Genomic DNA, 12,854 nt, shown 5'->3' on the forward strand with positions numbered 1-12,854 from the left:
CATGCGTATTGCATTCATTGGTCTGGGCAACATGGGCGCGCCGATGGCGCGCAACCTGATCAAGGCCGGCCACAGCCTCAACCTGTTCGACCTCAACACCACCGTCCTGGCCGAGCTTGCCGAACTGGGCGGGCATATCAGCGACTCGCCGCGTGATGCGGCGAGCAACGCCGAACTGGTGATCACCATGCTCCCGGCCGCGGCCCATGTGCGCGGCGTGTACCTCGGTGAAAACGGCGTGCTGGCCGGTGTGCGCGCCGGCACGCCGGTGGTGGATTGCAGCACCATCGACCCGCAGACCATCCGCGACGTTTCCGCTGCGGCGGCGAAGCAGGGCGTGGACATGGGCGATGCGCCGGTGTCTGGCGGTACCGGCGGGGCGGCGGCGGGCACCTTGACCTTCATGGTCGGCGGCAGTGACGAACTGTTCGCCACCTTGCAGCCGGTGCTGGCGCAGATGGGCCGTAACATCGTGCATTGCGGTGGCGTGGGCACCGGGCAGATCGCCAAGATCTGCAACAACCTGCTGCTGGGGATTTCCATGGTCGGCGTGTCCGAGGCCATGGCCCTGGGTAACGCGCTGGGCATCGACACCAAGGTGCTGGCGGGGATCATCAACAGTTCCACCGGGCGCTGCTGGAGTTCTGATACCTACAACCCATGGCCGGGCATCATCGAAACGGCGCCGGCGGCGCGTGGGTATACCGGTGGCTTTGGTGCTGATCTGATGCTGAAGGACTTGGGCCTGGCGACCGAAGCGGCGAAGCAGGCGCACCAGCCGGTGATCCTCGGCGCGGTGGCGCAGCAGTTGTATCAGGCGATGAGCCTGCGCGGGGATGGCGGGAAAGACTTTTCAGCGATCGTGGAGAGTTATCGCAAGCCGGAGTGATGCTGAAACAATCGCTGCGGTTCGGGGCGCCGAACCGCAGCGATTGGGTTTTGAATATCAGGCAAACACGAAATACTTGCGCACCGTCTCAACCACTTCCCAGGTCCCCTTCATCCCCGGCTCGACGATGAAGATGTCCCCCGCCCGCAGATGAATCGGCTCCTGACCATCCGGCGTGATCACGCAGTAGCCTTCCTGGAAATGGCAGTACTCCCACTTCTCGTAGTTCACCCGCCATTTGCCCGGGGTGCAGATCCAGGTGCCCATGATCTTGCTGCCGTCTTCGCTGGTGTAGGCGTTGAGGTTGACGGTGTGCGGGTCGCCCGCCAGTTTTTCCCATTTGCAGGCGTCGAGGACCGGCAGCGGATGGGTATCGCGAAGGACGACGATTGGCTTGGACATACAGGCTCCGGCAGACAGAAGAAAGAGCCCGCAGCCTAGCGAGCCCGTCCATCCGGCAATTGCCTGTACTCGACGTCGAGTTGTCTAAACGCGCGGCGCCAGTGCATCGAGCAATGCCGTGGCCTGACCCGGCAACGCGGCGAAATCCCGCGCGCAGAGCAGCAGCCGACGCTCGGCCCAGCCTTCGCGCAACGCCACGCTGCGCAGCGGCAACACGCCTTGCCAGCGCTGCACCGCAGCGAGCGGCACGATGCCCAGCCCGGCACCATGGGCGACCATGCGAATCACCCCATCGAAACCCTCCGCCCGCACCCGCACCTGCATCCGCCGGCCCAGGTGCAGCGCCTGTTCTTCCAGGTGCAACGCCAGTGCACTGGCGGCGCCGAGGCCGACGTAACCGTGCTCCAGCGAGCGGGCGAAGTCGAGGTTATCCACAGCCGCGAGCGGGTGGTTCGGGGCCATGATCAGCACCAGTGGATCGTCGCGGAAGGGGCGGGTCTGCAGGTCTGCGGTAACCACCGCGTCGGAGACGATGCCGAGGTCGGCGACGCCCTGGCCGAGGGCCTGGACGATGCGCAGGCTCGGCAGTTCCTGGATATCCACATCGATGTGCGGGCGCTGGCGCAGAAAACCGGCGAGCAGTTCCGGCAGGTACTCGGTCAGCGCCGCCGTGTTGCACAGCAGGCGCACCTGGCCCTGCAGGCCACTGGCGTATTGCGCCAAGTCGAACTGCAGGCGCTCCACCTGCTGGCCAATCTGCCGCGCATGATTGACCAGCGCCTGACCGGCCGGGGTCGGCTGTACACCACGGCGATTGCGTTCCAGCAGGGCGATGCCGAGCGAGCTTTCCATGGCCCGGATCCGCGCACTGGCCGCCGGCAGCGACAGGTGACTGCGCTGAGCCCCGGCGGTGATGTTGCCGCACTCGACGGTGTGGAGGAAAAGGCGGAGGTCGATGAGGTCGAAATGCATGGCGGGGCCTGTGCTAAAAGTCGCGGAGTTTTCAGCGCAACGACATTTACTCAAACAGGGCCTGGATACGGGCCAGAACCTCTTCGATGATTTCGTCAGGCACGGTTTCGATGCGTTTGGCGCCACGCGCTTCCAGGTCAACCGAGCGAATCTGATTGCACAGAATCACTCCTTGAGTCTCGGTGCCCGTGCCGCTGAGTGTGACGGCGAAGCCGGCATACCGGGCGAAGTCACCGCCTTGGGTAATCGGGGCGATCACTGCGAGTCCGGTTGCGTTATAGGCTGCTGGAGTAATCACCAAGGCCGGCCGGAAATCACCCTGTTGCTCACGGCCGGCAGTAGGGTTCAGATTAAGGCGCACGATATCGGCCCTGCTGAATCTGGCCCGCCTCAAGCTTCACGCCCTACGGGGGCCATTGCGTTCCATGCGGCCAGTTCTGCGGGTTCCGGCGCGGCCAGGTCACATTGCGCCATCAGATCGGCCAGTCGATATTGCGGCTTTGCCCTGGCCGGTTTCAGCGTAATGGACTCTTCGGAGACATCGAGAATCAGCACGTCGCCGCTGACCAGGCTCATCTGCTTGAGTACTGTGGCTGGCAGGCGGATTGCGGCGCTGTTGCCCCATTGTTGAATCTTTATCTGCATATTCACCTCCGTGAAGTAGAGACATTGTAGATACATAGTGGTTTGGTACACAACGCAGTATGTATATACACCGTATCTACATTTGCTGTCGCAGTGATTGCCAGTGCGTGGATTCATTCAAGCAGGAGATTTCTCTGGCTGCGTGCCGAAAACCTCGCTCATTGGTAACGGGATGATTACGCACCTGCCGCCTGAGCTGTGTATCAGCCTATTTGCAGGCAATAGGCACGCTTCACTATTCGCGCATTGGCGAGTTATTGGCGTGCAGGCAGCATGTCCACCATGAACACACTTCTCGGCTTCTACCAAGACATCGGCCCAGCCCTATCACTGCTGGTGATAGCAACCTTCCTCCTGGCCGGCGCGGTCAAGGGCGTGATCGGCCTCGGCTTGCCGACCATCGCCATGGGCCTGCTCGGCCTGGCTATGGCGCCGGCGCAGGCTGCGGCGTTGCTGATCGTGCCATCGACCGTGACCAACGTCTGGCAACTGGCGAGCGGCGGGCATTTGCGTGCGTTGCTGCGGCGGCTGTGGCCGATGCTGCTGATGGTGTTTTTCGGCACGCTGCTGGGCAGCGCCTGGCTGGGTATCAGCAGCGGGGCGTGGGCGGTGCATGCGTTGGGCGGGGCGTTGTTGCTCTATGCGCTGGTCGGGTTGTGGTTGCAGCCGTTCAGTCTGAAGCCGGAGCAAGAGCGCTGGCTGGGGCCGCTGTGTGGCGCAGTGACCGGGCTGATCACCGCCGCGACCGGGGTGTTCGTGATTCCGGCGGTGCCTTATCTGCAAGCGCTGGACCTGGACCGCGATGAGCGGGTTCAGGCCCTCGGCCTGTCGTTCACGGTGTCCACCGTGGCGCTCGCCATCGGTCTGGCCGGGCAGGACGCGCTGGGCGGCGAGGCGTTGGGGGCCTCGCTGCTGGTGCTGGCGCCGGCGCTGCTGGGCATGCTGTCTGGCCAATGGTTGCGCCAACGCATCAGCGCGGCGCTGTTCAAGCGCTGCTTCTTCATCGGCCTGGGCCTGCTCGGCGCGCACCTGATGGTCAACGGTTAGCCGAGGACTCGCTGAGCATCTCGATCAACTGGATATCGAAATCCCGTTCCAGGTAATCCATGCGCTGCTCGGAGAACTGCTGCATGTGCGGCAGGGCCGAGTGCACGTCCAGCGCCGCCTTGCTGGCCCAGATTTCGTAGAACACGAACAGGCTCGGGTCTTCCTTGTCGCGCAGCATGTGGTACTCGATGCAGCCGGGTTCGGCGCGGCTTGGCTCGACGTAGCCACGGAACAACGCCTCGAAAGCCTCGGCCTTTTCCGGACGGGTCTTGGCTTTGAGGATAAAGCCATAGGGTTCGCTCATGGGATGACCTCCGTTGTATGGGATGCTGATTTTATTTCATTAATAAGCGGTAAATTCGTGCTTTTAAGGCAAAAGTATTTTGCCCGCGCGTGGGTTTTTCCGTCGCCTCGGCATCACTAATCTGCCGCCATCCAGTTATCCCGGTCCCCAGGCCAGACGCCCGGCAGGACCCCGACAGATGAGGCAAATGATGAAAAAGGTCCTGTTGCTCAACGGTGGCAAGAAATTCGCCCACTCCGATGGCCGCCTGAACGAAACCCTGCATGAGACCGCCGTGGCCTTCCTCGACCGCGCCGGCTTCGACGTGAAGACCACCTACATCGACGGCGGCTACGACAATCAGGAAGAGGTCGAGAAATTCCTCTGGGCGGACGTCATCGTCTACCAGATGCCTGGTTGGTGGATGGGTGCGCCGTGGACCGTCAAGCAGTACCTCGACGAAGTCTTCACCGCCGGCCACGGCAGCCTTTACGCCAGCGATGGTCGGACCCGCTCCGATGCCTCGCAGAAGTACGGCAGCGGCGGCTTGATCCACGGCAAGCAGTACATGCTCTCGCTGACCTGGAACGCGCCGCAGCAGGCGTTCGACGACCCGACCGACTTCTTCGAAGGCAAGGGCGTGGACGCGGTGTACTTCCCGTTCCACAAGGCCAACCAGTTCCTCGGCATGAGCGGCCTGCCGACCTACCTGGCGGTGGACGTGATGAAACGCCCGAACGTGCCGGCCGCGGTCGCTGCGTATGAAGCCCACCTGGCGAAGGTGTTCGGCGTCGAGGCGTGATGCGACTTGCGTCGCTGGCTGCGACGGGCTATCACTCTGCGCGTCGTGTGTCGTGAGGTAGCCCCGTGAAAGCCAGGTCCGATGAGTTGCAGGTGTTCGTCTCGGTGATCGAGTGCGGCTCGATTTCCGCCGCCGCCGAGCAGGGCGGGCAGACGCCCTCGGTGATCAGCCGCACCCTGTCGCGGCTGGAAGCCAAGCTCGGCACCACGCTGATCAACCGCACCACGCGGCGCATGGACCTGACCGAAGAGGGGCGGTATTTCTTCGAGCGGGCCAAGTCCATTCTCGAACAGATGGATGATCTGGAGGACCACCTTTCCCGGCATCAGCAAACGCCGTCCGGGCGCCTGCGCATCAATGCGGCGCTGCCGTTCATGCTGCATGCCATCGTGCCGTGGGTAGCGGAGTTTCGCGCGCTCTACCCGCAGATCCAGTTGGAGCTGAACACCAGCGACCTGATCATCGATTTGCTGGAGCAAAGCACCGACGTGGCGATTCGCATCGGTGATCTCGCCGACTCCAGCCTGCATGCCCGCTCGCTCGGCTGCAGCCCGCTGAACCTGCTGGCCAGTCCCGCCTACCTCGAACGCCACGGCACGCCGCAGCGGGTCGAAGACCTCACCGGGCATACCTTGCTCGGTTTCACCCAGACCGAAAGCCTCAACCACTGGCCGCTGCGTCATGTCGAGGGCGACCGCTTGCTGATCCGCCCGGACCTGTCCGCCTCCAGCGGCGAAACCCTGCGCGCACTGGCGCTGGCCGGCGATGGCATTGCCTGCCTGTCGCATTTCATGACCCACGAGGACATCCGCAATGGTCGCCTGCAGGTGCTGCTGGGCGATTTCAACAGCGGTTATCGCCAACCGATCAACGCGGTGTATTACCGCAACTCGCAACTGGCGCTGCGCATCCAGTGCTTCCTCGATTTTATCCAGCGCAAGCTGGCGGCCTACGCCTGCTGAAGAAACGTCCTTCAGCGTTTGAAAACTCGTCCTTCATAGTCCTTACTGGTTGTTCAACGAAAACAACACCAAGGACGTTTTATGCGCGTTGTGATCTTTCGAACCTTGGGCCTCGGTGCGGCGATTCTCGCCAGCGCATCGGCTTATGCAGTCACCCTGGACGGCGGCGCCGTTGCCGCTCCCGATCAATATGGCGCACAGGTTGCCGCCGACATCCTCAAGAAGGGCGGCAACGCGGTGGACGCCGCAGTCGCCACGGCCTTCACCCTCGCGGTCACCTACCCCGAAGCCGGCAATATCGGTGGCGGCGGGTTCATGACCCTGTACGTGGACGGCAAAGCGTATTTCCTCGACTACCGCGAAGTGGCGCCCAAGGCCGCCACGCGCAACATGTACCTGGACGAGAAGGGCGAGATCATCGAGAACCTGAGCCTGGTCGGCGCCCGCGCCGCGGGTGTGCCGGGTACGGTGATGGGCTTGTGGGAGGCGCACCAGAAGTTCGGCAAGTTGCCTTGGTCCGAACTGCTGACCCCGGCGGTGGGCTACGCGAAGAACGGCTTCAAGGTCGCCGCCAAGCAATACCAGTACCGCGAAGATGCGTTGGGATTGTTCAAGGACAGCACCAACTTCAACGACTACTTCGGCCAGATGAAGGTCGGCGAAACCTTCAAGCAGCCGGAGCTGGCGCAGACCCTGGAACGCATCGCCGACAAGGGCGTCAGCGAGTTTTACCAGGGCAAGACCGCCGACCTGCTGGTGGCGCAGATGCAGGCCAGCAACGGCCTGATCAGCAAGGACGACCTCAAGGACTACAAGGCGGTGTGGCGCGAGCCGATGCGCATCGACTGGCGCGGCAACACGGTCTACACCGCGCCGCTGCCCAGCTCGGGCGGTATCGCCCTGGCCCAACTGCTGGGCATCAAGGAGCAGCGTGCGGCTGACTTCAAGGGCGTCGAACTGAACTCGGCGCGCTATATCCACCTGCTGGCCGAGATCGAAAAACGGGTGTTCGCCGACCGCGCCGATTACCTCGGCGACCCGGCCTTTGCCAAGGTGCCGGTGGCGGAACTGGTGGCGCCCGAGTACTTGGCGCGGCGGGCCAAGGAGGTCAACCCGAACGCGATTTCCGAGACCGAGAAAGTCCGTCCGGGGCTGGAGCCGCACCAGACCACCCACTTTTCCATCGTCGACAACCAGGGCAACGCGGTGAGCAACACCTACACCCTGAACTGGGACTACGGCAGCGGCATGGTGGTCAAGGGCGCGGGCTTCCTGCTCAACGATGAAATGGACGACTTCAGCTCCAAGCCGGGGGTGGCCAACGCCTTTGGCGTGGTGGGCGGCGATGCCAATGCCATCGAGCCGGGCAAGCGCATGCTGTCGTCCATGAGTCCGAGCCTGGTGACCCGCGATGGGCAGGTCACGCTGGTGCTGGGCACGCCGGGCGGTTCGCGGATCTTCACCTCGATCTTCCAGGTGCTGAACAACCTGTACGACTTCAACCTGCCGCTGGAAAAAGCCGTCGCGGCGCAGCGGGTGCATCACCAGTTGCTGCCGAAGGACACCATCTATTTCGACGCGTATGCACCGCTCACCGGTGAGGTGGCGCAGGAGTTGAAAAAGATGGGCTACACCCTTGAGGACCAGGGCTGGGAGATGGGCGATGTGCAGGCGATCCGGGTGATGGGGACCAAGCTGGAGACGGCTTCGGATCCGCGGGGGAGAGGGGTAGGGCAGGTGGTCAGGTAATGGCTAGAAGGCGCTTGTCAAAAGATCGAGTAATGGCCACTAGGCGCTAGCCCGAAGTTTTCCAGCGTTCTTGAGATCGAGCGCCGCCCGCGCGGCGCTCGGTCTTGAGAACGCTGAAAAACTGTCGACTAGCATCTGGTCGCCATTACCCGGTCTCCTGACTGAAGCCTCATGCTCACACCCGGAAGTGACTCACCATCAACTGCAACTGATTCCCCAGCCGCGCCAGCTCGACACTGGACGCCGCCGTCTCATCACTCGCCGCCGCTGTCTGTTCCGACACATCCCGCACGCTCAAGATACTGCGGCTGATTTCTTCGGCCACGGCGCTCTGCTGTTCGGCTGCTGCGGCGATCTGCTGGTTCATCGACTGGATGTCGGATACCACACGGGTGATGCTTTCCAGTGAGGTGCCGGCCTTGCGCGTCAGTTCGACGCCGCTGTCGGTCAGGCTGCGGCTGCCGAGCATGATGTTGGCCACCTGCTGGGTGCCGCTCTGCAGGCCGGCGACCAGTTCTTCGATTTCTTCGGTGGATTTCTGGGTGCGCTGGGCCAGCCCGCGGACTTCATCCGCGACCACCGCGAAACCACGTCCGGCCTCGCCGGCACGGGCCGCTTCGATGGCGGCGTTGAGGGCCAGCAGGTTGGTCTGTTCGGCCACCGACTTGATCACGTCCATGACGCTGCCGATCTTCTGGCTTTCTTGCTGCAACTGCGCCATGGCTTGAGTGGAGCGCTCCACTTCGCCCGCGAGTTTTTCGATCTGGGCGATGGCTTGCGACACCACCTGATCGCCGGCCCGGGCCTGCTTGTCTGCGTCGGTTGCGGCTTCGGAAGCGTGTTCGGCGTTACGCGCGACTTCCTGCACGGTGGTCGCCATTTCGTGCATGGCGGTGGCGACCTGATCGGTCTCGACTTTCTGGTTGTTGGCGCCGGCGCTGGTCTGCTCGGTCACTGCGGAGAGTTCTTCGGCGGCGCTGGCGATTTGTGTGACGCCATCACGGATGCCGCTGATCAACTCGCGCAGGGTCGTGCCCATGCGCTGGATGCCTTGTTGCAGCACGCCCATTTCGTCGCGGCGGGTGACGCGCAGTTCGTGGGTCAGGTCGCCGGCGGCGATGCGCTCGACCACGTCCAGGGTCTGGCGCAGCGGGCGGGTGATCTGGCGGGTGATCAGCACCGCAGCGACGATGCCGGTGAGCAGTGCCAGCAGGGTTGCGATCAGTTGCAGGGTACTGGCTTGGGCGCTTTCGGCGTCGCGGCGTTCGAGCTGGATCTTGTAGAGGGCTTCGCTGCGATTGACGATGTCGTAGCCCTGCGCGGTCATTTCCTGGCGCGCTACGCCGATCTCGGCGATAGCCGCCTTGTAGCGGTTGAGGGCATCTCGATAGCCGCTCAAGGCCGTTTCGAACTGCTGGATGCGCGCGGTCTCATTGGGCAGGGCGCGGCTCAGCTGGCGGGCCTGGTCCAGCGCGCTGTCCAGTTGGCGCAGGGCGGTCTGTTCGCTTTGCGCGGTGTTGTCGGCGATGTAGCCGCGGACTTCCAGGCGTACCAGCAGCAGTTGCTCCTTGGCGGCGCTGGCGGCGCGGTATTGCTCCAGGCGGGCGGAATCGCTGTCCGGCTGGGTGAGCACGTCGCGGTTGATGCCCTCGATCAGTTGCAGGGCGGTAGCGGCGGTGGTTTCCAGGTCGCTGCGGGCGGTCGCGCTGGCCTTGTAGGTGGCGCGCATCTTGTTCAGCGAGACCTGATAGGCGCTGATGATCTGCGCCTGCTCTTCCAGCAGCTTGACGTTTTCCGGGCTCTTGAAGGTCTTCAGCAAGCGTTGCTGTTGCTGGCTGAATTCATTGAGCTTGACCTGCACGTTGCCGGCGGCGTCGTCGTCGCCGTTGGCCAGCATGTATTGCAGGCGCGCGACCCGCAGGTTGGTCAGGTCGCTGTTGAGGCGGGTGATGTCGCTCATCCAGTTGCTGCGCTGGATCAGGCTGTCGAGGCTGTTCCAGCCGGTCAGTGCAAGCAAGGCAGTGAGTAGCAGGACCAGGCCGAAGCCCAGGCCGAGTTTCAGGTTGACGCTGATGTTGGCAAACCAACTATTCATGGGTTCCCTCCAGGAAAAGGTGTAATCGGGTCGCTGATGATTTGTTTTTCTTGGAGGCCAGCGGATGTTGAGGAGCTTTTATCGGCGATAAGACGGGGAGCTGAAACGCTTTTTCAGTAAAACCGACAAAAACACTCAACAAAATGTGACAAGCCCCGCAAGTGCGGGGCTGTGGATGGAAAAAGAAGGGGTATTTGCAGGGGGATTATCAGAGCGCCTTGGCGTTGAAGGTGTCGCACTGGTTGATATCACCCTTGCCGAAACCGGCCTTGAACCAGCGTACTCGCTGCGCCGAAGTGCCGTGGGTGAACGAGTCGGGAACCACGCGGCCCTGACCCTGTTGCTGCAGGCGGTCGTCGCCGATGGCGTTGGCGGCGTTGAGGGCTTCTTCGACGTCGCCCGGTTCCAGCCAGTTGTGCCGTTGCTGCGCCTGATAGGCCCAGACGCCGGCGAGGCAGTCGGCCTGCAATTCCTGACGCACCAGCAGGCCGTTGGCGCCCTCGACCCGCTGGCCGCTGCGCCGCGCCGCGTCGACCTTGGCCGAGACGCCCAGCAGCGTCTGCACATGGTGGCCGACCTCGTGGGCGATCACGTAGGCCTGGGCGAAGTCGCCGGCGGCGGCGAAGCGCTGTTCCATTTCGCGGAAGAAGCTCATGTCGAGGTATACCTGCTGGTCCGCCGGGCAGTAGAACGGGCCGGTGGCCGAGGTGGCGAAGCCGCAGGCGGATTTCACCTGGCCGCTGAACAGCACCAGTTTCGGGTCCTTGTATTGCTTGCCGGCCTGGGCGAAGAGCGCCCGCCAGGTGTCTTCGGTGTCGCCGAGGATGCTGGCGACGAACTGGCTGCCTTCGTCATTGGCCGCCGGCTTCTGGCCAGTCTGGGTTTGTGTCGGGGCGCCTTGTTCCATTTGTCCGGCGAGTTGGCCGAGGATCTGCATCGGGTCTTGCCCGGTGAGCAGGCCGATACCGACGATCAGCACCACCGCGCCGAGGGTGAGCCCCTTGCCGCCGCCGAAGCGCGGACCGCCCGGGCTGTCGCCCCGTGCATCGACCACGTTGTCGCTGCGTCTGCCTTTTCGCCATTGCATGGGTTGTCTCTCCCGGGTGGATTTATTGCCATGAAAGGTTAGCCCACGACCCTTGGTCAAGGAGGCTAAGTCGTTATTCATAACCAAATGGTTATGTCTGTCGGTGTTCTTTTCAGTATTCGCCGGGGCTGGTCCGCGAGACACTTTGTCACACCACCTCGCCCGTCCTGATCGGGCTCTCCATAAATCCAAGAACAGGAGAACGGCATGTCTGCTACAGACACCAGTCGCTTCGTTATCCGTGATCGAAACTGGCATCCAAAAGCCTTCACCCCGGACTACAAAACCTCCATCGCCCGCTCGCCGAGCCAGGCGCTGGTCAGCATTCCGCAGTCCATCAGCGAAAGCACCGGCCCGAACTTTTCCCACCTGGGTTTCGGTGAGCACGACAACGACCTGCTGCTGAACTTCAACAACGGTGGCCTGCCGGTCGGCGAGCGCATCATCGTTGCTGGTCGTGTTTTCGATCAATACGGTAAGCCGATTCCCAACACTTTGGTTGAAATGTGGCAGGCCAACGCCGGCGGCCGCTATCGCCACAAGAACGACCGCTACCTGGCGCCGCTGGACCCCAACTTCGGTGGTGTCGGCCGTGCACTGACCGACAGCGAAGGTTTCTACAGCTTCCGCACCATCAAGCCGGGCCCGTACCCATGGCGCAACGGCCCGAACGACTGGCGCCCCGCGCACATCCACGTGTCGATCAGCGGCCCGTCGATCTCCACGCGTCTGATCACCCAGCTGTATTTCGAAGGCGACCCGCTGATCCCGCTGTGCCCGATCGTCAAGTCCATCGCCAACCCGGACGCCGTTCAGCGCCTGATCGCGCGCCTGGACATGGGTAACGCCAATCCGATGGATTGCCTGGCGTACCGCTTCGACATCGTGTTGCGCGGCGAGCGCAAGACCCACTTCGAAAACCGCTGAGAGGAGTCCAGTCATGCCTATCGAACTGCTGCCGGAAACCCCTTCGCAGACCGCCGGCCCTTACGTCCACATCGGCCTGGCCCTGGCGGCCGCCGGTAACCCGCCCCGCGCTCAGGAAATCTGGAGCCAGATGGCCCGCGAAGGCGCGCCGGGCGAGCACATCGTGGTGTTCGGCAACGTCTATGACGGTAATGGCCACCTGGTCCGCGACTCCTTCGTGGAGTTCTGGCAGGCCGACCACACCGGCGCCTACAACACCGATTACAACGTGGAAAATGCGTTCAACGGTTTCGGGCGCACCGCCACCACCTTCGACGAAGGCGAGTGGACCATGCACACCGTCAAGCCCGGCGTGGCGAACAACGCCGCCGGCGTGCCGATGGCGCCGCATATCAACGTCAGCCTGTTTGCCCGGGGGATCAACATCCACCTGCAGACCCGTCTGTACTTCGATGACGAAGCCGAGGCGAACGCCAAGGACCCGGTGCTGAACCTGATCGAGCAGCCACAGCGTCGCGCCACCCTGGTGGCCAAGCGTTGCGAGTTGAACGGGAAGACGGCGTATCGCTTTGATATCCGGATTCAGGGTGAGGGTGAGACGGTGTTCTTCGATTTCTGATCGGAGTCTTCTTTGTTTGGGACCACAAGGTGGTCCCAAATACCTGTCATCCCCGCGTGGCATTGAACGCCAGCACATCCCCCTCGATTACCTCCTGCCGCACGATCAGCGGGTCCACCAATGGCCGGCTGGCGAGGAAATGCGGCGTCAGCAGATGGGCCTCGAAGGCCGCCTCATCCGTGTACACCTCATACAGCCAGACCAGATCCGGCGCACTCCTGTCCCGCACCACATCGAACACCAGACACCCCGGTTCGTCGCGCACCGAACTGGCGGCATTGACGCTCATCGCATCCATGAATTGCTCCAGGCTACCGGGCTGAAGCTGGGTCTTGAGTAGAAGGCTGTACACGTCGAACTCCGTTTTGTCTTATA

General features: G+C 62.9%; 15 protein-coding genes and 1 pseudogene. 7 read left to right on the forward strand and 9 right to left on the reverse strand.

All coding sequences use genetic code 11. From position 1 onward, the window contains the following. Position 1: 1 nt before the first annotated feature. Positions 2-889 (forward strand): 3-hydroxyisobutyrate dehydrogenase, encoded by an 888-nt coding sequence (mmsB, locus tag NTD88_RS18105; RefSeq protein ID WP_262154118.1) that lies wholly within the window; start codon positions 2-4, stop codon positions 887-889. Between the two features lie 57 nt (positions 890-946). On the opposite strand, the gene NTD88_RS18110 is transcribed toward mmsB, so the two are convergent. The 4 genes from NTD88_RS18110 to NTD88_RS18125 form a co-directional block, all read right to left on the reverse strand. After that, the gene (locus NTD88_RS18110; RefSeq protein ID WP_042124881.1) at positions 947-1,291 is read right to left on the reverse strand and encodes a cupin domain-containing protein; all 345 of its coding nucleotides are present in this window, start codon (positions 1,289-1,291) and stop codon (positions 947-949) included. An 84-nt stretch (positions 1,292-1,375) separates the two neighbouring features. Further along, positions 1,376-2,263 carry a LysR family transcriptional regulator gene (locus NTD88_RS18115; protein ID WP_262154117.1) on the reverse strand — a complete coding sequence of 296 codons (888 nt, stop codon included), beginning with the start codon at positions 2,261-2,263 and terminating at the stop codon, positions 1,376-1,378. A 46-nt stretch (positions 2,264-2,309) separates the two neighbouring features. Beyond that, entirely contained in the window at positions 2,310-2,624 is a 315-nt protein-coding gene (locus NTD88_RS18120) for a type II toxin-antitoxin system ChpB family toxin (RefSeq protein ID WP_410017290.1), read from the reverse strand. Between the two features lie 29 nt (positions 2,625-2,653). After that, on the reverse strand, positions 2,654-2,908 hold the full coding sequence (locus NTD88_RS18125) for an AbrB/MazE/SpoVT family DNA-binding domain-containing protein (protein ID WP_262154115.1): 255 nt from the start codon (positions 2,906-2,908) through the stop codon (positions 2,654-2,656). A 282-nt stretch (positions 2,909-3,190) separates the two neighbouring features. On the opposite strand from NTD88_RS18125, the gene NTD88_RS18130 reads away from it, so the two are divergent. After that, a complete protein-coding gene (locus NTD88_RS18130) occupies positions 3,191-3,955 on the forward strand; it encodes a sulfite exporter TauE/SafE family protein (RefSeq protein WP_262154114.1) in 765 nt (254 codons plus the stop codon). Here the strand turns inward: NTD88_RS18130 and NTD88_RS18135 are convergent. Continuing rightward, a complete protein-coding gene (locus NTD88_RS18135; protein WP_095159938.1) occupies positions 3,945-4,259 on the reverse strand; it encodes a putative quinol monooxygenase in 315 nt (104 codons plus the stop codon). The two genes, NTD88_RS18130 and NTD88_RS18135, sit on opposite strands and share 11 nt — an antisense overlap. 190 nt (positions 4,260-4,449) lie before the next feature. On the opposite strand from NTD88_RS18135, the gene NTD88_RS18140 reads away from it, so the two are divergent. The 3 genes from NTD88_RS18140 (at position 4,450) to ggt (ending at position 7,751) form a co-directional block, all read left to right on the forward strand. After that, entirely contained in the window at positions 4,450-5,040 is a 591-nt protein-coding gene (locus NTD88_RS18140) for an NAD(P)H-dependent oxidoreductase (protein WP_262154113.1), read from the forward strand. 65 nt (positions 5,041-5,105) lie between these two features. Beyond that, positions 5,106-6,002, forward strand: a complete 897-nt coding sequence (locus NTD88_RS18145; RefSeq protein WP_262154112.1) for a LysR family transcriptional regulator — start codon at positions 5,106-5,108, stop codon at positions 6,000-6,002. A gap of 81 nt (positions 6,003-6,083) precedes the next feature. Further along, positions 6,084-7,751: a gamma-glutamyltransferase gene (gene ggt / locus NTD88_RS18150; protein WP_262154111.1), complete on the forward strand. Its 1,668-nt coding sequence runs from the start codon at positions 6,084-6,086 to the stop codon at positions 7,749-7,751. Positions 7,752-7,926: 175 nt separating this feature from the next. Here the strand turns inward: ggt and NTD88_RS29300 are convergent, their stop codons facing one another. The 3 genes and pseudogenes from NTD88_RS29300 to NTD88_RS18160 all read right to left on the reverse strand — a co-directional run bounded on the left by NTD88_RS29300 (position 7,927) and on the right by NTD88_RS18160 (position 10,933). Next, positions 7,927-8,790 carry a methyl-accepting chemotaxis protein gene (locus NTD88_RS29300; protein ID WP_371864354.1) on the reverse strand — a complete coding sequence of 288 codons (864 nt, stop codon included), beginning with the start codon at positions 8,788-8,790 and terminating at the stop codon, positions 7,927-7,929. After that, positions 8,782-9,846, reverse strand: a pseudogene (locus NTD88_RS29305) (methyl-accepting chemotaxis protein); the annotation flags it as partial. The gene NTD88_RS29300 and the pseudogene NTD88_RS29305, both read right to left, overlap by 9 nt. 208 nt (positions 9,847-10,054) lie before the next feature. Beyond that, on the reverse strand, positions 10,055-10,933 hold the full coding sequence (locus NTD88_RS18160) for a neutral zinc metallopeptidase (protein WP_095159933.1): 879 nt from the start codon (positions 10,931-10,933) through the stop codon (positions 10,055-10,057). A 207-nt stretch (positions 10,934-11,140) separates the two neighbouring features. Between NTD88_RS18160 and pcaH the strand changes: the two genes are divergently transcribed. Further along, positions 11,141-11,860 (forward strand): protocatechuate 3,4-dioxygenase subunit beta, encoded by a 720-nt coding sequence (gene pcaH / locus NTD88_RS18165; RefSeq protein ID WP_095159932.1) that lies wholly within the window; start codon positions 11,141-11,143, stop codon positions 11,858-11,860. A gap of 13 nt (positions 11,861-11,873) precedes the next feature. Next, on the forward strand, positions 11,874-12,479 hold the full coding sequence (gene pcaG, locus NTD88_RS18170) for a protocatechuate 3,4-dioxygenase subunit alpha (protein WP_095159931.1): 606 nt from the start codon (positions 11,874-11,876) through the stop codon (positions 12,477-12,479). A 46-nt stretch (positions 12,480-12,525) separates the two neighbouring features. Here pcaG and NTD88_RS18175 read toward each other — a convergent pair whose 3' ends face one another. Next, a complete protein-coding gene (locus tag NTD88_RS18175) occupies positions 12,526-12,831 on the reverse strand; it encodes a putative quinol monooxygenase (protein ID WP_175653304.1) in 306 nt (101 codons plus the stop codon). Positions 12,832-12,854 lie beyond the last annotated feature (23 nt).

The organism is Pseudomonas sp. 20P_3.2_Bac5 (assembly GCF_025466035.1).
Lineage (GTDB): Bacteria > Pseudomonadota > Gammaproteobacteria > Pseudomonadales > Pseudomonadaceae > Aquipseudomonas.

Excerpts from the sequence above, each read along its gene's own strand:
- mmsB (WP_262154118.1), top strand. The coding sequence starts at position 2 with ATGCGTATTGCATTCATTGGTCTGGGCAACATGGGCGCGCCGATGGCG.
- NTD88_RS18110 (WP_042124881.1), bottom strand. The coding sequence starts at position 1,291 with ATGTCCAAGCCAATCGTCGTCCTTCGCGATACCCATCCGCTGCCGGTC.
- NTD88_RS18115 (WP_262154117.1), bottom strand. The coding sequence starts at position 2,263 with ATGCATTTCGACCTCATCGACCTCCGCCTTTTCCTCCACACCGTCGAG.
- NTD88_RS18125 (WP_262154115.1), bottom strand. The coding sequence starts at position 2,908 with ATGCAGATAAAGATTCAACAATGGGGCAACAGCGCCGCAATCCGCCTG.
- NTD88_RS18130 (WP_262154114.1), top strand. The coding sequence starts at position 3,191 with ATGAACACACTTCTCGGCTTCTACCAAGACATCGGCCCAGCCCTATCA.
- NTD88_RS18135 (WP_095159938.1), bottom strand. The coding sequence starts at position 4,259 with ATGAGCGAACCCTATGGCTTTATCCTCAAAGCCAAGACCCGTCCGGAA.
- NTD88_RS18140 (WP_262154113.1), top strand. The coding sequence starts at position 4,450 with ATGAAAAAGGTCCTGTTGCTCAACGGTGGCAAGAAATTCGCCCACTCC.
- ggt (WP_262154111.1), top strand. The coding sequence starts at position 6,084 with ATGCGCGTTGTGATCTTTCGAACCTTGGGCCTCGGTGCGGCGATTCTC.
- NTD88_RS29300 (WP_371864354.1), bottom strand. The coding sequence starts at position 8,790 with ATGGGCACGACCCTGCGCGAGTTGATCAGCGGCATCCGTGATGGCGTC.
- NTD88_RS18160 (WP_095159933.1), bottom strand. The coding sequence starts at position 10,933 with ATGCAATGGCGAAAAGGCAGACGCAGCGACAACGTGGTCGATGCACGG.
- pcaH (WP_095159932.1), top strand. The coding sequence starts at position 11,141 with ATGTCTGCTACAGACACCAGTCGCTTCGTTATCCGTGATCGAAACTGG.
- pcaG (WP_095159931.1), top strand. The coding sequence starts at position 11,874 with ATGCCTATCGAACTGCTGCCGGAAACCCCTTCGCAGACCGCCGGCCCT.